The organism is Isoptericola sp. F-RaC21, assembly GCF_038593535.1.
Lineage (GTDB): Bacteria > Actinomycetota > Actinomycetes > Actinomycetales > Cellulomonadaceae > Isoptericola.
Genome location: NZ_JBCFYX010000003.1, coordinates 319,647 through 345,583, shown reverse-complemented (window position 1 = coordinate 345,583; position 25,937 = coordinate 319,647). Strand labels below are relative to the sequence as shown.

22 protein-coding genes are annotated in these 25,937 nt (G+C 75.0%); 11 read left to right on the top strand and 11 right to left on the bottom strand.

Annotation, left to right across the window (positions count from 1 at the left end; genetic code table 11):
• Positions 1–8 precede the first annotated feature (8 nt).
• The 4 genes from AAG589_RS12160 to AAG589_RS12145 form a co-directional block, all read right to left on the bottom strand.
• Positions 9–3,374 carry an ATP-binding protein gene (locus AAG589_RS12160; protein ID WP_430567511.1) on the bottom strand — a complete coding sequence of 1,122 codons (3,366 nt, stop codon included), beginning with the start codon at positions 3,372–3,374 and terminating at the stop codon, positions 9–11.
• Positions 3,371–4,294, bottom strand: a complete 924-nt coding sequence (locus AAG589_RS12155) for a DUF3027 domain-containing protein (RefSeq protein WP_430567510.1) — start codon at positions 4,292–4,294, stop codon at positions 3,371–3,373. Before AAG589_RS12155 ends, AAG589_RS12160 begins: the two co-directional genes overlap by 4 nt.
• A 73-nt stretch (positions 4,295–4,367) precedes the next feature.
• The gene (locus tag AAG589_RS12150) at positions 4,368–4,751 is read right to left on the bottom strand and encodes a cold-shock protein (protein WP_430567509.1); all 384 of its coding nucleotides are present in this window, start codon (positions 4,749–4,751) and stop codon (positions 4,368–4,370) included.
• A gap of 215 nt (positions 4,752–4,966) precedes the next feature.
• Positions 4,967–5,701 (bottom strand): TetR/AcrR family transcriptional regulator, encoded by a 735-nt coding sequence (locus AAG589_RS12145; protein ID WP_430567508.1) that lies wholly within the window; start codon positions 5,699–5,701, stop codon positions 4,967–4,969.
• Positions 5,702–5,823: 122 nt separating this feature from the next.
• On the opposite strand from AAG589_RS12145, the gene AAG589_RS12140 reads away from it, so the two are divergent.
• Together AAG589_RS12140 and AAG589_RS12135 are read left to right on the top strand one after the other, a co-directional pair.
• Positions 5,824–6,747 carry an NAD-dependent epimerase/dehydratase family protein gene (locus tag AAG589_RS12140; RefSeq protein ID WP_430567507.1) on the top strand — a complete coding sequence of 308 codons (924 nt, stop codon included), beginning with the start codon at positions 5,824–5,826 and terminating at the stop codon, positions 6,745–6,747.
• Between the two features lie 115 nt (positions 6,748–6,862).
• Positions 6,863–9,307 (top strand): helicase-associated domain-containing protein, encoded by a 2,445-nt coding sequence (locus tag AAG589_RS12135; protein WP_430567506.1) that lies wholly within the window; start codon positions 6,863–6,865, stop codon positions 9,305–9,307.
• Positions 9,308–9,382: 75 nt separating this feature from the next.
• Here AAG589_RS12135 and AAG589_RS12130 read toward each other — a convergent pair whose 3' ends face one another.
• From AAG589_RS12130 to AAG589_RS12120, 3 genes are read right to left on the bottom strand one after another with little or no spacing between them, the layout of a single operon-like run.
• Positions 9,383–9,997 carry a hypothetical protein gene (locus AAG589_RS12130; RefSeq protein ID WP_430567505.1) on the bottom strand — a complete coding sequence of 205 codons (615 nt, stop codon included), beginning with the start codon at positions 9,995–9,997 and terminating at the stop codon, positions 9,383–9,385.
• A complete protein-coding gene (locus AAG589_RS12125) occupies positions 9,994–10,830 on the bottom strand; it encodes an ImmA/IrrE family metallo-endopeptidase (RefSeq protein WP_430567504.1) in 837 nt (278 codons plus the stop codon). Before AAG589_RS12125 ends, AAG589_RS12130 begins: the two co-directional genes overlap by 4 nt.
• The gene (locus tag AAG589_RS12120) at positions 10,827–11,192 is read right to left on the bottom strand and encodes a helix-turn-helix domain-containing protein (protein WP_430567503.1); all 366 of its coding nucleotides are present in this window, start codon (positions 11,190–11,192) and stop codon (positions 10,827–10,829) included. The genes AAG589_RS12125 and AAG589_RS12120 overlap by 4 nt, the downstream gene beginning before the upstream one ends.
• 184 nt (positions 11,193–11,376) lie before the next feature.
• Between AAG589_RS12120 and AAG589_RS12115 the strand changes: the two genes are divergently transcribed.
• The 4 genes from AAG589_RS12115 to AAG589_RS12100 all read left to right on the top strand — a co-directional run bounded on the left by AAG589_RS12115 (position 11,377) and on the right by AAG589_RS12100 (position 17,125).
• Positions 11,377–13,062, top strand: a complete 1,686-nt coding sequence (locus tag AAG589_RS12115; RefSeq protein WP_430567502.1) for a DNA repair helicase XPB — start codon at positions 11,377–11,379, stop codon at positions 13,060–13,062.
• A gap of 57 nt (positions 13,063–13,119) precedes the next feature.
• A complete protein-coding gene (locus tag AAG589_RS12110; RefSeq protein ID WP_430567501.1) occupies positions 13,120–14,121 on the top strand; it encodes a TIGR03557 family F420-dependent LLM class oxidoreductase in 1,002 nt (333 codons plus the stop codon).
• Positions 14,122–14,191: 70 nt separating this feature from the next.
• Positions 14,192–16,276: a TPM domain-containing protein gene (locus AAG589_RS12105; protein WP_430567500.1), complete on the top strand. Its 2,085-nt coding sequence runs from the start codon at positions 14,192–14,194 to the stop codon at positions 16,274–16,276.
• A 96-nt stretch (positions 16,277–16,372) separates the two neighbouring features.
• Positions 16,373–17,125: a PspA/IM30 family protein gene (locus AAG589_RS12100; RefSeq protein WP_430567499.1), complete on the top strand. Its 753-nt coding sequence runs from the start codon at positions 16,373–16,375 to the stop codon at positions 17,123–17,125.
• 66 nt (positions 17,126–17,191) lie between these two features.
• Here AAG589_RS12100 and AAG589_RS12095 read toward each other — a convergent pair whose 3' ends face one another.
• Positions 17,192–17,902, bottom strand: coding sequence for a lytic polysaccharide monooxygenase auxiliary activity family 9 protein (locus tag AAG589_RS12095; RefSeq protein WP_430567498.1), 711 nt, complete (start codon positions 17,900–17,902; stop codon positions 17,192–17,194).
• A gap of 143 nt (positions 17,903–18,045) precedes the next feature.
• Between AAG589_RS12095 and AAG589_RS12090 the strand changes: the two genes are divergently transcribed.
• Positions 18,046–18,660, top strand: coding sequence for an NYN domain-containing protein (locus AAG589_RS12090; RefSeq protein ID WP_430567497.1), 615 nt, complete (start codon positions 18,046–18,048; stop codon positions 18,658–18,660).
• Between the two features lie 51 nt (positions 18,661–18,711).
• Here AAG589_RS12090 and AAG589_RS12085 read toward each other — a convergent pair whose 3' ends face one another.
• Positions 18,712–19,962 carry a winged helix DNA-binding domain-containing protein gene (locus AAG589_RS12085; protein ID WP_430567496.1) on the bottom strand — a complete coding sequence of 417 codons (1,251 nt, stop codon included), beginning with the start codon at positions 19,960–19,962 and terminating at the stop codon, positions 18,712–18,714.
• 106 nt (positions 19,963–20,068) lie between these two features.
• Here AAG589_RS12085 and AAG589_RS12080 point away from each other — a divergent pair, with 106 nt between their 5' ends.
• The 4 genes from AAG589_RS12080 (at position 20,069) to AAG589_RS12065 (ending at position 23,653) form a co-directional block, all read left to right on the top strand.
• Positions 20,069–20,806 (top strand): response regulator transcription factor, encoded by a 738-nt coding sequence (locus tag AAG589_RS12080; protein ID WP_430567495.1) that lies wholly within the window; start codon positions 20,069–20,071, stop codon positions 20,804–20,806.
• Complete coding sequence (locus AAG589_RS12075) at positions 20,803–22,425, top strand: sensor histidine kinase (RefSeq protein ID WP_430567494.1); 1,623 nt, start codon at positions 20,803–20,805, stop codon at positions 22,423–22,425. The genes AAG589_RS12080 and AAG589_RS12075 overlap by 4 nt, the downstream gene beginning before the upstream one ends.
• A gap of 122 nt (positions 22,426–22,547) precedes the next feature.
• The gene (locus tag AAG589_RS12070; RefSeq protein WP_430567493.1) at positions 22,548–23,252 is read left to right on the top strand and encodes an HD domain-containing protein; all 705 of its coding nucleotides are present in this window, start codon (positions 22,548–22,550) and stop codon (positions 23,250–23,252) included.
• A gap of 110 nt (positions 23,253–23,362) precedes the next feature.
• On the top strand, positions 23,363–23,653 hold the full coding sequence (locus tag AAG589_RS12065) for a WXG100 family type VII secretion target (RefSeq protein ID WP_430567492.1): 291 nt from the start codon (positions 23,363–23,365) through the stop codon (positions 23,651–23,653).
• A gap of 55 nt (positions 23,654–23,708) precedes the next feature.
• Here the strand turns inward: AAG589_RS12065 and AAG589_RS12060 are convergent, their stop codons facing one another.
• Positions 23,709–24,047, bottom strand: a complete 339-nt coding sequence (locus AAG589_RS12060; RefSeq protein ID WP_430567491.1) for an L-rhamnose mutarotase — start codon at positions 24,045–24,047, stop codon at positions 23,709–23,711.
• A 154-nt stretch (positions 24,048–24,201) separates the two neighbouring features.
• On the bottom strand, positions 24,202–25,827 hold the full coding sequence (gene groL, locus AAG589_RS12055; RefSeq protein ID WP_430567490.1) for a chaperonin GroEL: 1,626 nt from the start codon (positions 25,825–25,827) through the stop codon (positions 24,202–24,204).
• Positions 25,828–25,937 lie beyond the last annotated feature (110 nt).

Genomic DNA, 25,937 nt, shown 5'->3' with positions numbered 1-25,937 from the left:
TGCCGGCGTCAGCCCCAGGCGGTCGTGACCCACAGCTCGGCGGCGCGCTCCGGCGCGGCGAGCACGGTGGCCAGGAGCGCGCAGCGGTCCGGCCGGCCGAGGACGTCGGCGAGCGCGGCGGCGAGCCCGGCCCGGTCGGTGGCGTGCGCGCGCCCCTCGGCGTCCACCCACCACGGCACGGGGCTGCCGGCTACGGACAGCCGGCCGTGCTCGAACCACACCGCGGGCAGCCGCGGGTCGAGGGCGGCGACCCGCTCGTCGAGCTCCCGCTCCCGGCCCGGGCCGTCGGGGGCGGGCAGCCCGTCCTCGCCCACGACCGGCAGGTCGAGCAGGTCGGCGACGGCCGCGACCTCGGCCTCGGGCACCGGCAGCACCGGGCCCAGCACGGCCCAGCGCGCCGTTCCGGCCACCTCGACGTCGTCCGCCCGGCGCACGACGACGTCGCTCGCGTCGAGCGCGGGCAGCCGGTCGGGCAGCGGGTCGAGCGCGGCGGCCCGGGCTGCCGGCGCGAGACGCACCGCGAGCCCGGCGAGCCCCCGCCACACGCCCAGGGCGGCGGCCAGGGGCACGGAGGTGCCGACGTCGGGGAGCCGGTCCAGCACCGCCGGCCAGTCCAGCGGGTCGAGGCGGTCCAGGCCGTCGACGACGCCCAGCGCGCGGCGCACCTCCGGGTCGAGCGCGGCGACCGCGGGCGGCGCCGGGGGCAGCAGCGGCACCCCGTCGTGCGCGGCGAACGGCGCGCCGAGCCGGTCGCGCAGCCACCACGCCGTGTACGACGGCGCCCCCGCGACGGGGGTGACGAGCGCGCGGCGCGCGTCCGGGTCCGCGACGACGGCGGCGAGCACCGGCCCCCACAGGTCGTCGTCCTCGTCGCTGTCGGAGCTGTCGTCGATGTCGCCCACCGCGTCGAGGTCCGCGACCGCCTCCACGTCCCCGACGTCGACGCCCGGGCCGACGCGGTCGGCGAGGAACCGCAAGTAGTCCTCCCAGCCGGACAGCCAGCCGGCGGGGTCGTCGGGCCCGTGCTCGGGCTCCGGGTCCGCGGGGTCGGGCGTGAGGACGTCGGCCACCCGGTACGTGTCGACGTCGGCCCGCACGCCCAGGGCGACGAGCAGCGGCGACGGGTAGTACGCGACGGCGGCCCGCGTGACCGGCGCGAGCCCCGGCATCGACCCGGCCGCCCACGACCCGGGCAGCACCGACTCGCGCGCGGGCCGCCAGCCGTCCTCGGTCGGCACGGGCAGCTCGCCGAGCCAGAAGGGGAAGTCGTGCCCGCCGCCCGCGTGCGCGAGCCGCGCCAGCGCGAGCACGTTCTGCACCACCTCGCGCGGCCCCTCGTCCACCGGCCCCACCAGCGTGGGCGCCCGGACGGCGCCGACGTCCGGCACCTCGGCCGCGCCGTCGAGCAGCGCCTCGGACGCGGCCAGCGCCAGCGCGCGCACCCCGGGGTCGTCGAGCAGCGCGCGGGGGCTGGTGGACGCCGCGCCCGCCCGCACCAGCAGCGGGTGCGCCGCGTCCGGGTGCACGACGCGCACCCCCAGCGTCCGGGCGACGGCCGCCAGCGCCGGGTCGTCGTCGTCCTCCGGCAGCACGACCGTGCCGCGCACCCCGGACGCCGTGCGCCCGTCCGCGAGCGGCACCCGCGCGCCGGCGAGCGCCTCCAGCACCCCCGGGTCGACGGCGTACGGCTCGAGCGCGTCGCACAGCGCGTACCAGCGCGCGGCGGGCAGCCCGCCGGGCAGGTCGGCGACGACGTCGGCGAGGGTGGTCGGCGTCGCGCCCAGCCGACGCGCCGCGCCCTGCTGCGCCGTCGTGAGCGCCACCAGCCCCGGCACGACGCCGGCCAGCACGCCGACGAGCCGCGGGTCGTCGCCCGCGGCCCCGACCAGGACCGTGGCGTCGGCGGGCGCGACCATGGCGGCGACGGGCCCCTCGTCGCCCTCGTCGTCCCCCGGGCCCGTCGTGTCGGGCGGCGCCGGCAGCAGCGGCGCGGACCGCAGCGCGTCGAGCGCGGCGTCGCGGACGGCGGCGTCGACGTCGCCGGCGGGCATGCCGCCGGGCACGAGGTCGAGCACGTCCGCGCCCCGCTCGGGGGCCAGGTCGGCGAGCAGGTCCGCGTACGCGCGGCCGGCCTCGACCGCGAGGCGGTCCGTGAGCGGCCCGGGCAGCACGCGGCGGCGCCCCGGGTCGACCGGGAACGACGCCACCAGCAGCGCCGGGAACGTCAACGGCACGTCCGTCGGCGTGGGCGCGTACAGCACGCCGCTGGCGTCCGACCCCGGGCCCTCGTCGAGCGTCGGGCCGTCGTCCCGGCGCACCGCCCACGCGACCGACCAGCGCGGGCGCCGCTGCTCGAGCGGCAGGTCCGCCGTCTCGTCGTCGCCGACCGCGCCCGACCGGCGCAGCACCACCCACCGGTCGTCGACGTCGGCGAGCACCCGCGACGTCGTCCCCCCGTCGTCGCTGTGAGCGGACGTTTGGCCCCGTTCCGGGCCCGAATCGGGGCCAAACGTCCGCTCACAGCGCTGGACGGTGATCGAGGCGAGCGCGGGCAGGGCGAGCAGCAGCGCGTCGTCGACGGCGTCGAGCTGCGCGCGCACGGACGCCAGCGCCTCGGCGTCGCGCAGGACCAGCTCGACGACGGTGGCGTACCCGCCCCACTCGTCGTCGGCCCCGTCGGGCGCCTCGCCCAGCGCCGGCGCGGGGAACGGCAGGCGCAGCACCGGCAGCTCGTCGCCGCGCGCGGCCACGGCGTCGCGCAGCGCCGAGCCCTCGGGGGCGACGTCGTCGAGCAGGTCGCGCGTCGCCGCGAGCGAGAACTCCACGCCGCCCGTGGTGGAGCGCACCGTCGCCTCGTCGGCGACCGCCCGCACCGCCGCGAAGCCGACGCCGAAGCGGCCGACCTCGCCGGTGATCGAGGCGCCCGCACCGCTGGTCGAGCCAGTCGACGCGCGACCACCGCTGGTTGAGCCTGTCGAAACCCGGTCCGTGGTCTCGACAGGCTCGACCGACGAGGCCGTGGTCTCGACAGGCTCGACCGGCGGAGCCGACTTCGCCGAGGCGCGCAGGGACGCGAGCGACGCGACGCCGTCGGCGGTCAGCGGGGCGCCGGAGTTGGCGGCGACGAGCGTGGCGACGCCGCGCGGGTCGTCGGTGAGCTCGGTGAGCCGCAGCAGCAGCCGCCCGGGGGAACCCTCCCGCGCGGCGGCGTCGGCGGCGTTCTGCGCGAGCTCGGTCACCACGCGGTCGCGGTAGTAGCCGCGGGCGTGGTCCTCCTCCGCGTTCGCGTCCTCCCGGAAGCGCGTGCCCGACCCGAGCCACGCCTCCGTGACCGCGTGCCGCAGCGCAGCGGTCCCGAAGACGTCGGCCGTCACTCGGCGTCGGGGCGCTCGGGAGCGGCGTCCGCCTCCGCGGCGTCGGTCGTGCCGGCGCGGGCGGCGTCGGCTGAGGTGCCGTCAGAGGTGCCGGCGGGTGTGGCTGCGCCGTCGGCCTTCCGCGCCCCGACGGTCACGGCCTCGACCCGGAGCTCGTCGATGAGCGGCGCGTCGGCCGGCCAGTCGCTCGGCGGGTGCGGGGCGTCCGTCTCCGAGTGCGCGCCGCAGCCGTGGTCCAGGGACACGACCTTGCCGTCGTCGGGCGACCACGCGTTGGCGCAGACGCCGAAGAGCTGGCCGAGCGGACCCTGCAGCGGCACGAGGAATCCGCACGTCGTGCACTCCGCGGGGGACGCGACCGCGCCCGGCGCCGTCGGCCCGCGCGACCCGCGGTACCAGCGCTCGGCGGCCTCGTCGCGGCCCTGCGGGGAGAGCACGCGCTCGCGCGCGAGGGCGAGCTCGTCGATCGCGACCGAGTCGAGCTCCTCGTCGCCGGTGGCCTTCCAGCCCGGCTCGAGGCGCGGGTCGTCGGCCTTGAACGGGAGGGTGTCGCCGGGGCCGATGTCGCCGGGGCGCAGGCGCTCGGCCCAGGGCAGCCAGGCCGGGGCGAGCAGGGCGTCGTCGCCCGGCAGCAGCTCGACCTCGCACACCGTGGCGACCTTCCCGCGCGGCACGCGCGCCAGCGTCACCGTCCAGTGCCAGCCGCGGTAGCCGGGCATCGTGGCGGCGAAGCGGTGGGACATGAGGCGCTCGCCCTCGGCGACCGTGCCCAGGTGCTCGCCGACGTCGGACGGCGAGGTCGCGCCCTCCTGCGCGGCCTCGCGCGCCAGGTCGACCGCGCCCAGCAGCACGGCGTCCTTGCGTGCGCGGGAGCTGACCCGCGTCGTGCGTGCGGGTGCGTCAGCGGCAACGGTCACCATGTCGTCGTCCTCTTCGTGCTCGTCATGTCCTCGTCTCGTGGCCCTCGGTCCGGGCGGGGCGTCGGCCGGAGCGTCAGGAATCGAGGTCGTCGGCGACGGCGCGCAGCAGCGTCGCGACGCGCTTGCCCGCCGTGCCGTCCGGGTACTTGCCCCGCTTCAGCTGGTCGCCCACGCGGTCGAGCACCTTGATGAGGTCCTCGACGATGCCGGCCATCTCGGACGGCGCCTTCCGCTTGGCCTTCGCCACCGACGGCGCCGGGTCCAGGAGCTGCACGGACAGCGCGGACGGGCCGCGGCGGCCGTCGGCCACCCCGAACTCGACCCGGGCGCCCGGCTTGACGCTCGTCACGTCCGCCGGCAGCGCAGAGGCGTGCAGGAAGATCTCCCCACCGTCCTCGCTGGCGATGAAGCCGAACCCGCGCTCCGCGTCGTACCACTTGACCTTGCCGGTGGGCACCTGAACCTCTTCGTGCTCGTCGTCGACTACGGCCCCGCGCCGGTGCGCGGAGCCGGATCCGGCCGGTGCCCGGGCGCGCGCCCGGCACGCGGCCAGGCGCCCAGGCTACCGGCCGGCGCCGCCCGGTGCCGCATCCGTCCGGGTCGGCGTCCCACCCTTCGCGCCGAACAGGCGGTTGACACCGTTATGGGGTGCTTTCGGGGCTCAATTCGACATCAACCGCCTGTTCGGCGCGACCGGATGATGCCGAGGTCGTCCGCGAGGCGGAGCGCGACCGCGTCGAACCACTCCCCCGGGTCGGTCACGGAGCCGACGAGGTGCCCGAAGATCTCGAACGACACCGTGCCGAACAGCGTGGTCCAGGCCATCAGCGCGCGGGCGACCAGCTCCGTGGGCGCGTCGTCGACGATGCCCCGCGCGGCGACGAACTGCCGCGCCGGGTCGACGACGGCGGTCGCGTCGGGGGCGCCGTCCGGCGCGGGCCGTGGTTCCGCGCCGGTCGCGTGCGCGCCCGCCACCACCGTCACCAGCACGCGGACGACGCGCGTGGCCGGGTCGACCGTGTCGCGCGGCGCGGCGTACCCCGGCACCGGCGTGCCGTAGAGCAGGCCGAGCTCCGCGGGGTGCGCCACGGCCCACCCCCGCAGCGCGCGGCACGCGGCGAGCCAGCGGGCGGCGACGTCGTCGCGGTCGGCGACCGCGGCGTCGGCGTCCTCGACGGCGGCGCCCAGCTCGTCGTAGCACTCGACGATCAGCGCGGTGAGCAGGGCGTCGCGGCTGGGGAAGTACCGGTACACGGCGGACGAGACCATCCCGACGTCGCGGGCGACGGCGCGCAGCGACAGGGCGACCGGGCCGTCGGTCGCGAGGCGGGCGCGGCCCGCGGCCAGGATCTCGCGGGTGAGCGTCTCGCGGGCGAGCGCGCGGGCGGTGTGGGGGGCGTCGGCCATGCGCCTCACCCTGGCACGCGAGAGCGGCGACCACAAACGAGAGCACCGCTCTTGCCATCGGCGCGGCAGCGTGCCACGATCGGCACAACAGAGAGCACTGCTCTCGGATTGGAGCAGCAATCATGACCGACCGTCACCTGATCGTCGGCGCCGGCCCCGTGGGCCGGCACGTCGCCGCCCTGCTCGCGGAGCGCGGCTCCGACGTCACCGTCGTCACCCGCAGCGGCCGCGACACCGGGATCGACGGCGTCGCGCACGTCGCCGTCGACGCCGCCGACGCCGACGCCCTGGCCCACGCGGCCGACGGCGCGGACGTCCTGTACAACTGCGCCAACCCCGGCGACTACACCCAGTGGGAGCGCGCGTGGCCGCCGCTCGCGGCGGCGCTCCTCGCCGCCGCCGAGCGCTCGGGCGCCGTCTACGCCATCACCGGCACCCTCTACCCGTACGGCCCGGTCGACGGCCCGATGACCGAGGACCTGCCCGACGCCGCCACCGACCACAAGGGCCGCCTGCGCGCGCGGCTCTGGTCCGACGCCCGCCGCGCCTTCGAGGACGGGCGCCTGCGCGGCGCCGTCGAGGTCCGCGCGTCCGACTACATGGGCCCCGGCATCGGCGGCAACGGTCACGTCTCGCGCGTCCTGCCGGCCGCGCTGGCCGGGAAGCGCGTCACGATGATGGGCCGCACCGACCTGCCGCACACCTTCACCGACGTGGGCGATGTCGCGCGCACGCTCGTCACCGCGGCCGAGGACCCGGGCTCCCACGGCCGCACCTGGCACGTGCCGAGCAACGCCCCGCGCACGCAGGCGCAGGCCCTGACGGACACGCTCGCCGCCGTCGGGCACCCGCCCGTCCGCGTCGGCTCGCTGCGCGGCCCCGCGCTGGCCGCCGCGGCCGCCGTCTCCCCGTTCATGCGCGAGCTGCGGGAGCTCATCTACCAGTGGGAGCGGCCCTACGTCCTCGACGACTCCGCCGCCCGCGACCGTTGGGGCATCGAGCCCACACCCTGGGACGAGGTCTGCCGCCGCACCGCCGGTTCCTGACCCGCCCCCGCCGTCGCCGAACAGGCGGTTGACACCGTGATCGCGCCTCGAGCGGGCCGATCACGGTGTCAACCGCCTGTTCGGCAGCGGGCGGGCGGCGCGTAGCATCGATCAGATGGCCAGCACGTCGCCCCGGGGCACGGCGGAGGCCGACGTCGCGGACGGCGCCGGCGCCTCGGACGCGCCCCGTACGTTCACCGAGGCGATCCGCACCCGCGACGACGACGAGCTCCTCGCGCTGCTGCGCGCCCGGCCGGACCTCGCCACCCCGTCGCCGTCCACGCTGCGCTCCCTCGCCGCCCGCGCGTCCAGCCGCACCGCGCTCGAGCGGGCGCTCGCGCACGCCGACGCCCGCACGCTGCAGGCGCTCGAGGCGGTCGTCGCGCTCGCGGACGAGGGCCCGGTGACGCCCCAGGACGTGCGGCGGGCGGTCGGCGCGGACGACGCCGCGCGAGAGAGCGAGGGAGACGACGAGGCAGATGCCGGCTCCGCCGTCGAGCGCGCCCTCGCCGACGCGCTGACCGCGGCGCTGCTGTGGGACGCGGGCGAGCCCGGCCGGCCGGACCTGCGCCCGGCGCCGGGGCTGGACGACGTCCTCGGACCGCACCCGGCGGGGCTCGGACCGGCCCGCCCCGCCGAGCGGCGCGCCCCGGCGCCGGACGCCGCCGACGACCTGCCCCGCGGCGGCCGCGAGGTGCTCGACGCGCTGGCGTGGGGCCCGCCGATCGGGCTGGTCCCGGCGCCGGGCACGGCGGCGCGCACCGCCGTCGACGCCCTGGTCGACGCGCGGCTGCTGCTGCGCACGGACGCCCGGCACGTGACGCTGCCGCGCGACGTCGGTCTGGCGCTGCGCGGCGGCCGCACGCACCGCTCCCCCGAGCTCGCCCCGCCCCGGCCGGACGGGCGCACCGTGCCCGGGCCCGTCGTCGACGCCGAGGCCGCGAGCGCCGCGCTCGAGCTGGTGCGCCGGGTCGACCTGCTCGTCGCGGCCTGGGACGACACCGCGCCGGCGGTGCTGCGCAGCGGCGGCCTCGGCGTGCGCGACCTGCGCCGCACGGCCCAGGCGCTCGGCGCCGACGAGGCGGACACGGCGTTCGTCGTCGAGCTCGCCGCCGCCGCGGGCGTGGTCGCCGACGACGGCGAGGCGCCGCCGTCGTACCGGCCCACGACGGTCGCCGACCGCTGGGAGGACCTGGACGACGCCGAGCGCTGGGCGCTCCTCGCCGCCGCGTGGGCGGGCTCGCGGCGCACGCCGTGGCTGGTCGGCTCGCGCGACGAGAAGGGCAACCTGCGGGCGCCGCTGTCGCCCGACCTGCACCGGGGCTGGGTGCCGCGGCTGCGTCGCCAGGTGCTGCAGGTGCTGGCCGCCCAGCCGGGCACGGCGCTCGACTCGGGCGCCGTCATGGCCGTGCTGCGCTGGCACGCCCCGCGCACGGTGCCGCCGGAGCAGGCGGTCGCGGGCCTGCTGACCGAGGCGGCGCTGCTCGGCGCGACGGGCGCGGGCGCGCTGTCGGGCCCCGGCGCGGCGGTGCTCGACGACGCGGACCACGCGGGCCTCGCGGGCGCGATGCGCGCGGCGCTGCCGCCGGAGGTGGACGAGGTGCTGCTGCAGGGCGACCTCACCGGCATCGTTCCGGGCCGGCCGTCGCAGGCCCTGGCGCTGCTGCTGGAGCGGTCGGCCGACGTCGAGTCGCGGGGCGCGGCGACGACGGTGCGGTTCTCCCCGTCGTCGGTGACGCGTGCGCTGGACCACGGCACGACGGCGGACGAACTGCTCGAGGCGCTCGCCGAGCGGTCGCGGGTGCCGGTGCCGCAGCCGCTCGAGTACCTGGTGCGCGACACGGCGCGGCGCCACGAGTCGCTGCGGGTCGGGTCGGCCGGGTCGTACGTGCGCGCGGCGGACCCCACGGTGCTGGCCGGGCTGGCGGCGGACCCGCGGCTCGCGCACCTGGGCCTGGTGCGCCTCGCCCCCACGGTGCTCGCCGCGGCGGTCCCCGCCGCCGAGCTGCACGACGCGCTGCGCGCCCGCGGCCTGCTGTCCGCGGTCGAGGGCCCGGACGGCCGCGTGCTCAGCGCCCGCCTGCGCCGCCCGCCGCGGCCGGACCGCACCGCCCGCGACGCGCGCCGGGGCCCCGCGGCCGAGCCGGAGACGACGTCCGACGACGCCCGCGCGCACCTGGTGGCCCGGCTGCGCGCCGCCGACACCGGGGACGAGACGGCCGTGGACCGGCTGGCCGGCGCCCACCGCGCCGCCGACGCGCCGTCCGGCACGAACGGGTCGCGCGCGGCCGGGCCGGCGAACGGGACCCGGGGCACCTCGACGGCCGGCCGCACGCGCGCCGTCGAGCCGGGCGACGCGCTGGCCACCCTGCACGACGCGCTGCGCGACGGCCGCGTCGTGTGGATCGAGATGGTCGGCGCGTCGGGCACGCTGGAGCGCCGCGCGCTCAAGCCGCTGCGGCTCGACGGCGGCCGGCTGCGCGCGCTGGACCCGGCGCGGGAGGCGGAGCTCACCGTCGCCGTGCACCGCATCGCCGCCGTCGAGCCGGTGGAAGGCTGACGTCGACAGGTACCCGTACAGCCACGACACGTCTCCGGTCCATATCCCGCCAGGTAAGGCCCAAGACAGCGGGGGTCAGCGCCAGATTTCTGGGCTCAGCAGCTTCGTGCGCTCGATCGGTGGTAGGCCGTCATCCAAGCCACGAAGTCGCGCATAGATCTCGCGCATCTCCGTACGGCCGGGCAGGTATTCGCCGCCCGCGGCCTTCTCCAAGACCGTATGTGTGCCGATGAGCTGCACCATGCCGACGTCGGCACCGGCCGCCTTCATCCTTCGCAGGCGCGCAATCTCCGACGACGCGTGAGCAGCCCCACCGCCGTCGTCCATCAAGATCGTCACGTTGTGCCCTTCCTGCGCCGCGACCACGGCATGCGCGATCACCATCGTCTCACCGAGGTCCTTGCGCTGCTTGATCCGTTCGCTCATGGGAAGTTGTGTCAACCGCTGCACGACCGCCGCAAGCTCCGGCGTGGTTTCGTCGGGCAATACCTCCATCAGACGTGGAGGAAGTTTCCGCCACACCTGCTCCGCCGCGCGAAATCGTTCGTCCGACCTCGCCTTGCGTTGGACTTCCAGTTCTACGGTCTCGGGAGCGCTCAGCGGACCGAGGGTTCCGATGAGAAGCCGTTCCTTGTGGATCGAGAAGAAGTTGAGTCCGGGACCGGCGTCGATGATCGGTCGACGCGTCATCCGTGCGCCCGATCTGGACCGCCGTCCTCGTCAAGATCAGACAGGTCGACGTCGACGTCCGGGAGATCGGCGGCCGACGACCACGCCACTTGAGATGGCGACGGCGTGATCCCTGCCAGGGCGAACTCTGACTCGACCTCGTCCACCGATACACCACGCAGGGTCGCAATTACTTGTGCAGACAGCACACCGGCGACGTATCCATTGATGGCGCGCTCGAGCAGTCTCTGCGGGGCCCGGCGTTGGAGCGAGTCTGCCTGGAGCGCCCGGTAGTGGTCGCTCCACCCAAACCGCGCGGCGACCTGTGGTGTCGTGAGCGCCATCCACTCTTTCTTCGCCACAGCGTCGATGTAGCCCGCGTCGCAGAGCGCGATAGATGCTACTGCCGGGGACACGAGAAAGCGTTGGACGACCGCCGAGAGACTCGAGAGCCCAACTTCAGTTCGCGACCCTAGGAGTTCACGGACACCGTCCACCGGCACAAGCAGATGACGTGCGAAGGCGTCCGCACGCACCTCCTGCGGGCTGCGCGCACTCATGGCCCCGCGATCAATGCTCGCCCAGTCTCCGAAAGTGACGTGGCCGAGCTCGTGAGCCAAGGAACTGCGCTGCCGCATCGGCTTGTCGGTGCGGGCTACCCCGATCACGACCATGCCATGGTGCGGATCCCGCATCGTCAAACCGTGCTCGTCCGGCCCGGCGTCAAGCACCGCGACATCGATCCCGGTGACTTGCTCGATGATCGCGATCAGGTCGCCAAGAGGTTGCACGCCCAGGCGATGCTCGCGTCGAAATCGGGATGCAGCCTCACGGGCCTCCGCCTCGGCCGTCATGACCGCTGGTTGCGGGCCGGGGCCCCCGGCCGGGGAGCGACAGCCACAGCCTGGTCGTCCAGGTAGTCGTTCACCTCGAGGAAGTGCGTGAGTGTTCGCCGCATATCGTCCATGGTCGATCCGTTGGTCGCCCGGGCCGCGAGCTCGAGCCGACCCGCGACGTTCGCGCCACCAGTGAGCTGAGCCACGGTGTGACCGGTCGCCTCAGCGATCGCCACGACCTCCGGCAGCTTCGCCTCGCGAGCGCCCGCGATAATCCGTGAGAGCGTCGACTGCGAGATGCCGGAAGCGTCGGCCAGGCCCCGCTGACTCAGTCCGGCAGCGAGGCGGGCCCCTTCGATGAGATCTCCGACCTCGGTCACCGTTATCACTCCTGAATCATAGCCTCAGCGAGTGATTCACTGTAGTCGAGGTAGCCCATCGAGGCAAGGAGATCCGGGGTCCCAGCGTCACTCGCGCCCCTTACGGAACACGCAGACAGCGCGGGATGTTGTCATGCTGGACGCCCCCGCGCCCTCCACCGATGCCCCCTCGAAAAGGAGCCGCATGACCGACGGCCCGCTCATCGTGCAGAGCGACAAGTCCATCCTGCTGGAGGTGGACCACCCGCGCGCCGACGACGCGCGCCGCGCCATCGCGCCGTTCGCGGAGCTGGAGCGCGCGCCGGAGCACGTGCACACGTACCGCCTGACCAGCCTGGGGCTGTGGAACGCGCGCGCCGCGGGGCACGACGCGGAGCAGGTCGTGAACACGCTCATCGAGTACTCGCGCTACCCGGTGCCGCACGCGCTGCTCATCGACGTGGCCGAGACGATGGGCCGGTACGGCCGCCTGACGCTCGCCACGCACCCCACGCACGGGCTGGTCCTGGAGGCCAGCGACAAGGCCGTGCTCGCCGAGGTGCTCAAGTCCAAGCGCACCGCCGGCCTGGTGGGCGACCGCATCGACGACCAGACCGTCGTCGTGCACCCGTCCGAGCGCGGCCACCTCAAGCAGGTCCTGGTGAAGCTCGGCTGGCCCGCGGAGGACCTCGCCGGGTACGTCGACGGCGAGAAGCACGAGATCGCGCTCTCGCCGACCACGCACCCGCGCACCCCGCACGAGGAGCCGAAGGCCTGGGAGATGCGCCCCTACCAGGCGCAGGCGGTGGACGGGTTCTGGCACGGCGGCTCCGGCGTCGTCGTGCTGCCCTGCGGCGCCGGCAAGACGATCGTCGGCGCGGGCGCGATGGCGAAGTCCGGCACCACCACGCTCATCCTCGTGACCAACACGGTCAGCGCCCGCCAGTGGCGCGACGAGCTGGTGCGCCGCACGACCCTCACCGAGGACGAGATCGGCGAGTACTCCGGCTCCCGCAAGGAGATCAAGCCGGTCACCATCGCCACGTACCAGGTGCTCACCACCAAGCGGAAGGGCGTGTACAGCCACCTCGAGCTGCTCGACGCCCGCGACTGGGGCCTCGTCCTGTACGACGAGGTGCACCTGCTGCCCGCGCCGATCTTCCGCATGACGGCGGACCTGCAGGCCCGCCGCCGCCTCGGCCTCACCGCCACGCTCGTGCGCGAGGACGGCCGCGAGGACGAGGTGTTCAGCCTCATCGGCCCCAAGCGCTACGACGCCCCGTGGAAGGACATCGAGGCGCAGGGCTACATCGCGCCCGCCGACTGTGTCGAGGTGCGCCTCACGCTGCCCGAGCACGAGCGGATGCTGTACGCGACGGCCGAGCCGGAGGACAAGTACCGTCTCGCGGCGTGCGCGCCGGGCAAGAACCGCGTGGTCGAGCGGATCGTGGCGCAGCACCCGGACGACCAGGTGCTCGTCATCGGCCAGTACCTGGACCAGCTCGAGGAGCTCAGCGCGCACCTCGACGCGCCGCTCATCACGGGCGCGACGACGGTCCGCGAGCGCCAGCGCCTGTTCGAGGCGTTCCGCGAGGGCGAGATCACCCGGCTGGTGGTGTCGAAGGTCGCGAACTTCTCCATCGACCTGCCGGAGGCGTCCGTCGCGATCCAGGTGTCCGGGTCGTTCGGGTCGCGGCAGGAGGAGGCGCAGAGGCTGGGGCGCGTCATGCGGCCCAAGGCGGACGGCCGGACGGCGCACTTCTACGCCGTCGTCGCCCGCGACACCGTGGACCAGGACTTCGCCGCCCACCGGCAGCGGTTCCTCGCCGAGCAGGGATACGCGTACCGCATCGTCGACGCGGAGGACCTGGACGCCACGGCGGCGGGCTGAGTCCCGTCCGCGCGGTCCCGCCGTGCGGGCAGGCGCGTGCCGTCGCACCGTGGCCGCATGACCCGATTCGGCTACACCCTGATGACCGAGCAGGCCGGCCCGAAGAGCCTCGTGGAGTACGCGACCGGGGCGGAGCGGGCCGGCTTCGACTTCGAGGTCATGAGCGACCACTACTTCCCGTGGCTGGACGCGCAGGGCCACTCCCCGTACGCGTGGAGCGTGCTGGGGGCGGTGGCGCACGCGACCGAGCGGGTGGGCCTCATGACGTACGTGACCTGCCCGACCCTGCGCTACCACCCGGCCGTCGTGGCGCAGAAGGCGGCGACGGTCGGGCTGCTGTCCGACGGCCGGTTCACCCTCGGCCTCGGGGCCGGCGAGAACCTCAACGAGCACGTCGTCGGGGCCGGCTGGCCCGCCGTCGACGAGCGGCACGAGCTGCTGGCGGAGGCCGTCGAGATCATCTCCGTGCTGTTCAGCGGCGACCTGATCAGCTACCGGGGCGACCACTTCCAGGTCGACTCGGCGCGGCTGTGGGACCTGCCCGACGACCCGGTGGAGATCGGCGTGGCCGTCTCCGGGCGACAGGCGGTGGAGCATCTCGCCCCGCTGGCCGACCATCTCGTGGCGACCGAGCCGAAGGCCGGGCTGATCGAGCGCTGGGACGCCGTGCGCGCCGACGCCGCGCTGCCGCCGTCGCGCAAGATCGGCCAGATGCCGATCTCGTGGGACCCGGACCGCGACGCGGCGGTCGCCCGCGCGCACGAGCAGTTCCGCTGGTTCGGCCTGGGCTGGCCCGTGAACGCCAACCTCCCCACCACGGAGGCGTTCGAGCGGGCGACGGCGTTCGTGCGCCCGGAGGACGTCGCGGCGTCGATCCCCTGCGGGCCGGACCTGGACGCGGTCGTCGAGGCCGCCTCCGCCTACTGGGAGGCGGGGTTCACCGACCTCGCCCTGGTGCAGATCGGCGACGAGCGGCAGGCGCAGTTCCTCGACGAGGCGGCCGGCCCGCTGCTCGAGCGGCTCCGGGACGCCGCGCCGGGCGACACCGGCGCGCGCTGACGGCGGTCGGCGGTCCTCGCGCAGGTGGGCCGCGATTGCGTCGCCTGCCCCGGCGCGACACGATCGGGTCGTGAATCCCCGTCTCGTCCCCGCTGCGGCGCGCCGCGCCGCAGCGGCCGTCGGCACGTGCGTGCTGGCCCTGCTCCTCGCCCTCGCCGGCACCGCCGTCCTCGCGCCCGCCGCCTCCGCCGTCCCGCCCCTGACCGGGCTCGACAGCGAGATCACCGACCCCTCGGGGGTGCTCGACGGCGACGAGGCGCAGGTCCAGGCGTCGCTCGACGCGCTCGCGGACGAGACGCCGTACCAGCTGTTCGTCGTCTACGTCGACTCGTTCGACGGCAGGGACGGCCCCAGCTGGGCGAACGACACCGCCACGAGCGCCGGCCTGGGCGTGAACGACCTGCTGCTCGCCGTCGCCACGCAGGACCGCGCGTACGGGCTGTCGGTGGACAACAACGCCGGGGTCACGGACGCGCAGCTCGACCAGATCGAGGAGGTCGTCGAGGACCACCTGCGCGACGACGACTGGGCCGGCGCGGCGATCGCCGCCGCGGACACGATCCGCACCGGCGGCACGACGTCGTCCGGCGGTTCCGCCTGGGGCGCGGCGGCCGCGGTGGGCGGCGTCGTCGTGGTGGGCGGGGTCGGCGGCTGGCTCTGGGTCCGGTCGCGGCGCCGGAAGCAGCAGGGCGCCGCGCCGGCCGGTCCGGGCGACCTGACCGCCGTGCCGACCGAGGAGCTCGAGCGCCGGGTCGGCACCGCGCTCGTCGAGATCGACGACGCGCTGCGCACGTCGGAGCAGGAGCTCGGCTTCGCGCAGGCGGAGTTCGGGCTGGAGGCCACGCAGGACTTCTCCGCGGCGCTCGAGAGCGCCAAGGCCGACGTCGCCCAGGCCTTCCGGCTGCGCCAGGAGCTCGACGACGACGTGCCCGAGGACGAGGCGCGCCGCCGCCAGCTGCTCGCGGGCGTGCTCGAGCTGACCGAGCACGCCGGGGCGTCGCTGGACGCGCAGACGGACGCGTTCGACGAGCTGCGCGCCCTGCAGCAGCGGGCGCCCGAGCTGCTGGACCAGACCGAGCAGCGCGCCGGCGAGATCGAGGCGCGCGTGGCGGTGGCGCGCGAGACGCTCGCGGGGCTCGCGGCGTCGTATCCCGCGGCGGCGCTGGCGTCGGTCCGCGACAACCCCGACCAAGCCACCGCGCTCGTGGGGCACGCCCGGGACGCCGTGACCGCGGGGCACGCCGCGCTCACCGGCCGCACCCGCGCGGCCGCCGTCGCGCACCTGCGGGCGGCGCAGAACGCGCTCGGCCAGGCCGTCACCCTGCTGGACGCCGTCGACCAGGCGGGCGGTCAGCTGGCCACCGCCGGGGCCGACCTGGACAAGGGGCTCGCGTCGATCGGCCAGGACGTGACGGACGCGGCCCGCCTCGTGCCGGCCGGCGCGCCCGCCGACGGCCCGACCGACCGGGCCGCCGTCGCCGCCGCGCTCGCCGAGGCCGAGGCCGCGATGACCCAGGCCCGCGACGCCCGCTCCGGGGGCGACCCGCTCGCCGCGCTGCACCGACTCACCGCGGCCGAGGCGGCCCTGGACGCCGCCCTCGCCCCGGCGCGCGAGAAGGCGGAGGCGGACGCCCGCGCGCGGGCCCTGCTGCGCGACACGCTCGGCCGGGTGGACTCCCAGGTGCGCGCCACGCAGGACTACGTCGCGACGCGCCGCGGCGCGGTCGGCCCCGAGGCCCGGACGCGGCTGGCCGAGGCCGCGCGGCTCGTCGCGGAGGCCCAGGCCCTCCAGCCGCAGGACCCGGCGGCCGCGCTCGAGCGCGCCCAGCAGGCCGAGCGGTACGCGCAGCAGGCGACGCAGCTCGCGGAGCAGGACACGGCGTCGTGGGGCGCGAACCAGGGCGGGCAGGGCGGCTCGAACGTCGGCGGCATGGTGCTGGGCGGGATCCTGCTCGACTCCGTGCTGCGCGGTTCCGGCGGCGGCATCGGGGGCTTCGGCGGCGGGTACGGCGGCGGGTACGGCGGCAGCCGCCGGCGGGGCTCCGGCGGCGGGTTCGGGGGCGGCTTCGGCGGAGGCCGGGGCGGCGGCGGCTTCGGCGGGGGCGGCCGCAGCGGCGGCGGGCGCGGCGGGAGGTCCCGCGGCGGCCGATTCTGATCCCCGACGGGCGGAACCCGACCCGGGCGGCGCACGTTCTGGCAGGCACGACGACGGCACATCACCTCAGCAGGGGCGACGGAAGGAAGCACGACCATGACGCAGAAGCAGAGCATCCTCGGGCGCATCAGCCAGCTCGCGAAGGCGAACATCAACGCGCTGATCGACCGCGCCGAGGACCCGCAGAAGATGCTGGACCAGCTGGTGCGCGACTACACCAACAACATCGCCGAGGCCGAGCAGGCCATCGCCCAGACCATCGGCAACCTGCGCCTGGCCGAGCAGGACTACAACGAGGACGTCCAGGCCGCCGGCGAGTGGGGCACGAAGGCCCTGGCCGCGTCGCGCAAGGCCGACGAGTACCGCGCCGCCGGCAACACGGCCGACGCGGACAAGTTCGACAACCTCGCCAAGGTGGCGCTGCGCAAGCAGCTCGACGCCGAGTCCGAGGTCAGTACGGCGCAGCCGATGATCGAGCAGCAGCGCGTCACGGTGGAGAAGCTCAAGACCGGGCTCGCCGCCATGAAGGACAAGCTGGGCGAGCTGAAGTCCCGGCGCGACCAGCTCGTCGCCCGGCAGAAGGCGGCGCAGGCGCAGCAGACCGTGCAGGGCGCGATCAGCTCGATCAACGTGCTCGACCCGACCAGCGAGCTGGCCCGCTACGAGGAGACCGTGCGCCGCGAGGAGGCCATGGCGATGGGCCAGGCGGAGGTCGCGGCGGCGTCGCTCGACTCCCAGTTCGCCGAGCTGGAGGCGTCCGACAAGGACATCGAGCTCGAGGCCCGGCTCGCCGCGCTCAAGGCGGGCAACGCGCCGTCGCCGCAGATCTCGCCGGCCACGGAGCAGTGACGGCGCCGGCCCCGTCGACGCTCGCGTCGACGGGGCCGGGCCTGCTCCTGCCGGGACGCGGACGGGTCAGCCCGCCGCGTCGTCTCCCCCGATGACGACGTCGGAGCACAGGTAGTACGACTGGTCGAGGTGGCTCGCCTGCCAGATCGTGTACAGCACGGCGCGACCCTCGCGGCCGGTGAGGTCGACGTCGGTGCGGTACTCCGGGGCGGGCGCGTAGGCGCCGGTCTCGGTGACCAGCTCCAGGTCGTCCCAGCCGAGCTCGTCGGTGGTCGGGTCGAAGCCTTCCTTCGTCACGTAGACGCGTAGGTAGTCCGCGCCGTGCTGGGCGCCGTCGGTCAGGGTGAGCTCGAACTGCTGGGCCACGTCCGTGGTGTGCCAGTCGCCCGGCGTGTCGAGGGCGTCGTACCGGCCGGCCGACGTCCGGCCGCCGGAGCAGAGCTGCCCGTCGGGGATGGCGGCCTCGTGCTCGCCGCCCACGTTCTCGCGGTACAGGCCGTTCCAGTTCCACATGGCGCTCGGGTCCGCCTGCCAGGCGGCCCAGCACATGGGGTCGAGGTCGGCCATCTCGGGGTTCTGGAAGTCGTCTCCCCATCGCTCCCAGCACCCGTAGTTGCGGCTGGGCGGGTCGGTGACGGAGCCGTGCGCCGCGGCCGTGCCGGCCCCGGCGGTGGCGACGGCGGCGACTGCGAGGGGCGCGACGAGCGCGGTGGCGGCGGCCGTCGCGACGCGGCGCCGACGGCCGGTGGTGTGGCTGGTGGTGGTGGTGCGGGACATCGGTGTCCTCCTGTCTCGTGGCTCTTCTTCTCGTCGTTCTTCTCGTCGTTCTTCTCCTGGCTCTCGGTGCCATTCGGTCATCGCCCGGGTGCGCGGTCCACGCCCCGAATCGTTTTGGGGACCGTGCCGATACCCTGAGTGGCATGTCTCCGGCCTTCACCGCCCCGGCCCCCGCGGGCGCGCCCGCCCCCGCCGAGCCCGCGGCCCGCCGCACCTACCTCCTGGTGGACGGCGAGAACATCGACGCCACGCTCGGCATGAACGTGCTGAACCGGCGCCCCAACCCCGAGGAGCGCCCCCGCTGGGACCGCATCTCGACGTTCGCGCAGAAGCTGTGGGACCAGGACGTCGTCCCGCTGTTCTTCCTCAACGCCAGCAGCGGGCAGATGCCGATGGCGTTCGTGCAGGCGCTGCTCGCGATGGGCTACAAGCCGATCCCGCTGGCGTCGTCGGGCACGGAGAAGGTCGTCGACGTCGGTATCCAGCGCACGCTGGAGGCCCTGGCCGACCGCGACGGCGACGTGCTGCTCGCGAGCCACGACGGCGACTTCCTGCCGCAGATCGAGGCGCTGCTCGACGACGATCGGCGCGTGGGGCTGCTGGCCTTCCGCGAGTTCGTCAACGGGCAGTTCGCCCAGCTCTCCGAGCGCGGGCTGCAGATGTTCGACCTGGAGGGCGACGCCGACGCGTTCACCGCCCCGCTGCCGCGCGTCCGGATCATCCCGCTCGACGAGTTCGACCCGCTGCGCTACCTCTGACCTCGTCGCCGGCCGAGCCTGTCGAAACCCGGTGCCTCGGTTTCGACAGGCTCAACCGCCGGAGGCGAGCAGCTCGCGGTACAGCGGGGTCGTGTAGCCGGGCGTGAAGGTGCTGCCGCCCAGCACCGCGCTCAGCCGTGCGGCCTCGGCGGCGACGGCGGCCTCGCCGTCGGCCCCCACGTCCTCGAGCAGCCGCCAGGCGATCTCCCCGTCCGGCCGCACGACCCACAGCCCGACGACCCGCCCCTGCCACCAGACGGTCGCGCCCGCGTTGCCGGCGCTGTCGAAGAGCTGCGACCGGTGCGGGCCCAGGTACCAGTCGCGCGCGGTCCAGCCCATCGTGGTGGGGTCCAGCGTGGGCAGCAGGGCGGCGTGGCCGGCGACGACGTCGTCCAGCGCGGGGTCGAGGTCCGCGTCGAGGTCGGTGGCGCGCAGCATGACGCCGTCGGCGACGACGGTCTCCCCGCCCGGCGGGCCGACCTCCACCTCGACGTCGCGCACGTCGAGGGCGGCGACGGCGCGGCGCGCCTGGCCGAGGTTCCACCCGGTCCACCACCTGAGGTCCGCCACGGTCGCCGGGCCGAAGGCCGCCAGCCACGCGCGGGCGAGCTCGACGCGCGCCGTCTCCTCGTCCATCGCGGGGATCCCGTCGGGGAACCAGTCGCTCATCGGCGACCACACGTGCCGCGGCGACGACCACGCCCCGCGCGGCTCGCCCCGCACGACGGAGCCCTCCGCGGAGAGCAGCGACAGCAGCGGCGACGTCATGGTGCGGCGCACGTCCCACGCCTTGTCGGTGGTGGGCAGGAACGCGGTGCGCAGCAGCGGCGCCGCCCGGGACAGCTCGGCGCCGTCGAGCGGCGCGGCGGCCAGGGCCGCGTGCACCTGCACCTCGGCCGCCGCGAGCAGCGCCTCGGGATCCTCGACGACGGGGTCGGTGGGCAGCGTCGCGAGCTCCTTGAGCAGCCGCGCCCGCAGCCGCGCCGCGACGGGGGCCGACGCCGCCGCGTGCACCACCGGCACCAGGTCGCGCGGCACGACGAACATCGTGCGGCGCATCCCCAGCACCTTGACGAGGCTGCGCCGCGCGAAGAGCGCGTCGCGCACGTCGTCGAGCCCGAGGCCGGGGACCCGCGCGAGGACCGCGAGGTGCACGCTCGGCGCGTCCGTCGCGTGCAGCGCGACCAGCCTCCGGGTGACGTCCTCCGGCGTCGCCGCGGCGGGCTCCCCCGGCCGGTCGACGCCGAGCGCGAGCTGTCGCACGACCAGGCGCCGGCGGCGCTGCTCCCCCGTGATCCGCACCCCGCCATCATGGGCGGGGCCACCCACACGGGCGCGCGTCCGGGGCACCAGTCCCGTCCGAGGGCCTTCCCAGGCAACGCTCAGACCCCGGTCGCACACTGAATCCATGAGCGCACCCGAGGCACGTCTCGTCGTCGTGGACGACGAGCCCAACATCCGCGAGCTGCTGTCCACGTCCCTGCGCTTCGCGGGGTTCGAGGTGCACGCCGCCGGTGACGGGAACGGGGCGCTGCAGCTCGTCCGCGACGTCGAGCCCGACCTCGTCGTGCTCGACGTGATGCTGCCCGACATGGACGGCTTCACCGTGACCCGCCGCATGCGCTCCACCGGCCGGCACACCCCCGTGCTGTTCCTCACCGCCCGCGACGACACGCAGGACAAGGTGCAGGGGCTCACCGTCGGCGGGGACGACTACGTCACCAAGCCGTTCAGCCTAGAGGAGGTCGTGGCCCGCATCCGCGCGGTGCTGCGCCGCACCCACGCGGGCGAGCCCGAGGACGACGCCGTCCTGCGCGTCGGCGACCTCGAGCTCGACGAGGACTCGCACGAGGTGCGCCGCGCCGGGATCGAGATCGACCTCTCCCCCACCGAGTTCAAGCTGCTGCGCTACCTCATGCTCAACGCCGGGCGGGTGCTGTCCAAGGCGCAGATCCTCGACCACGTGTGGCAGTACGACTGGGGCGGCGACGCCAACATCGTCGAGTCGTACATCTCGTACCTGCGCCGCAAGATCGACAACCTCACCGTGACCGGGCCCGACGGCGACGACGTCACGCTGCCCGCGCTCATCCACACGAAGCGCGGCGTCGGCTACCTGCTGCGGGCGCCCCAGGCGCCGCGATGACCGCGCCCACGCCCGGCGGCCCGGGGACGGCGGCGGACGCCGCGCGCCCGGCCGGCACGACGGCGGACGGGCGGGCGCTGCCGGCGGACCCGCGCACCGCCGCGGTGCCGCCGGCGCCGGCCGCGCCGGACGCCGCGGGCCGTCCCCGGCGCTGGGCGTGGCCGGAGCGGCTGCCGCTGCGCACGCGGCTCGTCGCCATCACGGTGCTCGTGCTCGCGGCGGGGCTCATCCTGGCCGCGGTCGTGACGCGCACCGTCGTCTCGGGCTACCTCGTGGCGCAGACGGACCAGCAGCTCACGCAGTCCGCCAAGAGCGTCGGGAACATGGTGCTCAACTCGGCCGGCGACCTGGCGCAGCGCGCCCCGAGCGAGTACGTCGTCGTGCTGCGCGACGTCGACGGCGCCACCTCGCAGCCCACCGTGTGGCCGGCGACCAAGGAGAAGTACGGCATCCCCGACATCCCCGACGAGCCCGTCTCGGCGGTCGTCGACCGCGGGCCCGAGCCGTTCACCGTCGGCTCGATCGGCGGCGAGGAACCCGGGGACTGGCGCGTCGTCGCGCTCCCCTACAGCTCGTCCGGCACCATCCAGGGCGCCGTCTACGTGGGGCTCCCCCTCGCGGAGGTCCAGCACACGGTCGCCTACCTCACGCGGTCGCTGCTGTTCTCGGCGCTCGGCATCGTGATCCTCGGCGGGGCGATCTCGTTCCTGCTGGTGCACCGGTCGCTGCGGCCGCTGCGGCAGATCGAGGCGACGGCGGCGGAGATCGCCGCGGGAGACCTGTCGCAGCGCGTGCCCGAGCGCCCGACGTCGACCGAGGTGGGCTCGCTGTCCGCGTCGCTGAACACGATGCTGGCGCAGATCGAGCGCGCGTTCTCCGCGCAGGAGGAGTCGGAGCGCCGCATGCGGCGTTTCGTCTCGGACGCGAGCCACGAGCTGCGCACCCCGCTGGCCACCGTCAAGGGCTACGGCGAGCTGTACCGGCTGGGGGCGCTCGACACGCCCGCCAAGGTGGACGACACCATGGGGCGCATCGAGGACTCCGCCCGCCGCATGAGCACGCTGGTCAACGACCTGCTGGTGCTCGCCCGGCTCGACGAGGGCCGGCCGATGCGGCGCGAGCCGGTGGACCTGGGCGCGATGGCGCGCGACGCGGCCCAGGACCTGCACGCCCTCGACCCGACGCGCGAGGTCACGGTCACCGGGCTCGCCCCGGGCACGCCCGCGCCGTCCGGCGTCGTCGTGACCGGCGACGCCGACCGCCTGCGCCAGGTGCTCACCAACCTCGTGGGCAACGTGGCCCGGCACACGCCCGCGGGCTCGCCGGCCGAGCTGGCGGTGGGCCGGGCGCCCGACGGCGGCGTGGTCGTCGAGGTGCGCGACCACGGCCCGGGCATCACGCCGGAGCAGGCGGAGCGCGTGTTCGAGCGGTTCTACCGCGCCGACTCGTCGCGGAACCGCGAGTCCGGCGGCTCGGGCCTGGGCATGGCGATCGTCGCGGCGATCGTGGGCTCGCACCAGGGGCACGTGTCGGTCCGCGAGACGCCCGGCGGCGGGATGACGGTGCGAGTTCTTCTCCCGGCGGCGGGCGGCTACGATGGCGCGTCGTCCTCCTCCTGACCGGAGCCTGATCCGGAGACGTGCCAGCACCCCGACCGCGGTGCGATGTCGCCCCACGGTCGTAGTCTGACGAGGAGGGCAGTCCTAGTCCGGCGACCGAAGGTCTGATAGCGATGGGCGTCATGAGCGCCGACGCGCCCCAGTGGTTCCTCTCCGCGTTCGTCCGCACCTGCCACGGTGCGGGTGCCACGGCCGGCGACGCGGAGATCCGGTCCGTCGGGGAGGACCTCATCGACCGGTGGTCCGCCCCGGAGCGGCACTTCCACAACCTGCGCCACCTGGCCGACGTCCTGCACCGCGTGGACGAGCTGTCCCAGGAGACGCACGAGCCCGACCTGGTGCGCCTCGCGGCCTGGTACCACGGCGCCGTGTTCGACGCGACGCGCAAGGTCGCCCAGGCGAACCAGGGCGGGGAGCAGACGACGGTGAGCGCGGACCTGGCGCGCACCCAGCTCACCGATCTCGGCCTGCCCGACGCCGCGGTGCAGCGCGCGGCGCGGCTGGTCGACTCGATCGACCGCCACAAGCCGCTGCCGGACGACGTGGACTCCGCGGTGCTCAACGACGCGGACCTGGCCATGCTGGCCGCCGAGCCGCAGCGCTACAAGCAGTACATGGCGAACGTCCGGGCCGAGTACTCGCACATCCCGCTGCCCGACTACCTCGACGCCCGCATCCGGGTGCTGACGAAGCTCCTGCAGCGCCCGTCGCTGTACTTCAGCCCCATGGGGGCCGCCTGGGAGGAGGCGGCGCGGCAGAACCTCGACGGCGAGCTGCACCGGCTGCTCAAGGAGCGACGCCTCCTCCAGGAGAAGTCCGCCTCCTGACCGGCCACGGGTTCTCCACAGCCTGTGGACGACGGCGCCCACGGGTCCCGCCCGCTCCGTAACGTCGTCGTCGGCAACCCCGCAGGGGGCACGGCGACGAAGGAGGACACGTGCGGTACGAGGTCGACAGCGAGCGGGTCGCGCAGGCGAGCGCAGCGGTGAACGGTTCCGTGGCGGCGATCCGCTCCGAGGTGGGGGCGATGATGCGGCACCTGCAGGACCTGCAGGCCAGCTGGCACGGCGGCGCGGCGACGCAGTTCGCGGGCGTCATGGGCCAGTGGCAGTCCACGCAGACGCAGGTCGAGGCGGCGCTCGACGCCGTGACGGCGGCCCTGTCGTCGGCGTCGCGCACCTACGCGGACGCCGAGGCGCAGGCCACGCGGCTCTTCGCGACCCGCTGAACCCCGCGAGGGGCGTCCCGCGTCGTGCGGGGCGCCCCTCGTCACCGCTCGGGCGTCACCTCCCGGTCTCGGCGCGCTGGGCCGCGAGCGACCACACCTGCTCCAGCGGCGCGAACCCGTCCTGGCCGTCGGCGGTGCGGAACACCTCGACCCAGCGGCCGATCGACGCCTGCCACGCCAGGTTGGCCGGGTCGTCGTCGAGCGCGGCGATCGCCGCGTCGAAGTCGTCGCAGTCGACGACGTGGAAGAGCCGCTCGCCGGAGCGCCAGATCGTCCACCCTCGGATACCCACCCGCGAGAACGCGGCGTCCAGGTCGTCGGGGATGGCGGCGTGCTCGACACGGTAGGCGTCGGCGGCGCCCGGCCGGAGGACCGAGTGCAGGGCGACGATCACGGGGCGTCCACGGGTTCACGGTGCACGACCCGGATCCTCCGGCGACCGACGACGTGTGTCAACCGTCGACGGTCGTGCCCGCACGCACGACGGGCCCCCACCCCGCAGGGTGAGGGCCCGTCGTCGAACCGTCAGGCTCTGGCCGGACTCCGGATCAGAAGTCCATGCCGCCCATGCCACCGTCGCCGGCGGGCGCGGCCGAGGCCGGCTCCGGCTTGTCGGCCACGACGGCCTCGGTGGTGAGGAACAGCGCGGCGATCGACGCGGCGTTCTGCAGCGCGGAGCGCGTGACCTTGACCGGGTCGTTGACGCCCGCGGCCAGCAGGTCCTCGTACACGCCGGTCGCGGCGTTGAGGCCCTCGCCGGCGGGGAGGTTCTTGACCTTCTCCGCCACGACGCCGCCCTCGAGGCCGGCGTTGACCGCGATCTGCTTGAGCGGGGCCGAGACCGATGCGGCGACGATCTGCGCGCCGATCGCCTCGTCGCCCTCGAGCTCCAGCTTCGGGAACGCGACGGCACCGGCCTGGATGAGGGCCACGCCACCACCGGCGACGATGCCCTCCTCGACCGCGGCCTTGGCGTTGCGGACGGCGTCCTCGATGCGGTGCTTGCGCTCCTTGAGCTCCACCTCGGTGGCCGCGCCGGCCTTGATGACGGCGACGCCGCCGGCCAGCTTGGCGAGGCGCTCCTGCAGCTTCTCGCGGTCGTAGTCGGAATCCGACTTCTCGATCTCGCTGCGGATCTGGTTGACGCGGCCCGAGATCAGCTCGGCGTCGCCGGAGCCCTCGACGATGGTGGTCTCGTCCTTGGTCACGACGACCTTGCGGGCCTGGCCGAGCAGGTCGAGCGTCGCGTTCTCCAGCTTGAGGCCGACGGTCTCGGTGATGACCTGGCCGCCGGTGAGGATCGCGATGTCCTGCAGCATGGCCTTGCGGCGGTCGCCGAAGCCCGGGGCCTTGACGGCGACCGACTTGAAGGTGCCGCGGATCTTGTTCAGCACCAGGGTCGCCAGGGCCTCGCCCTCGACGTCCTCGGCGATGATCAGCAGCGAGCGGCCCGACTTCATGACCTGGTCGAGGACCGGGAGCATGTCCTTCACGTTCGAGATCTTCGACTCGACGATGAGGACGTACGGGTCCTCGAGGACGGCCTCCTGGCGCTCCGGGTCCGTCTCGAAGTAGCGGGCGAGGAAGCCCTTGTCGAAGCGCATGCCCTCGGTGAGCTCGAGCTCGAGGCCGAAGGTGTTCGACTCCTCGACGGTGATGACGCCTTCCTTGCCCACCTTGTCGAGGGCCTCGGCGATGAGCTCGCCGATCGCGGGGTCACCGGCGGAGATCGCGGCGGTGGCGGCGATCTGCTCCTTGGTCTCGATGTCGACGGCAGCGTTCAGGAGCTGCTCGGTGACGGCCTCGACAGCCTTCTCGATGCCGCGCTTGACGGCGATCGGGTTGGCGCCGGCGGCGACGACACGCAGGCCCTCCTTGACGAGCGCCTGGGCGAGCACGGTGGCGGTGGTGGTGCCGTCACCCGCGACGTCGTCCGTCTTCTTGGCGACCTCCTTGACGAGCTCCGCGCCGATCTTCTCGTACGGGTCGTCGAGCTCGATCTCCTTGGCGATGGAGACACCGTCGTTGGTGATCGTGGGGGCGCCCCACTTCTTGTCCAGGACGACGTTGCGGCCCTTGGGGCCGAGCGTGACCTTCACGGTGTCGGCGAGCTGGTTGAGCCCGCGCTCCATGCTCCGACGAGCTTCCTCGTCGAACGCGATGATCTTGGCCATGGGGACTGATCCTCCGCTGGTGGCTGAGATGGCCGGCCGATGCCCGCGACGGACGACCCACCCCGCGGCGTTCAGGTCACGCGCACGCGGAGGGTCTCACCGAACGACCC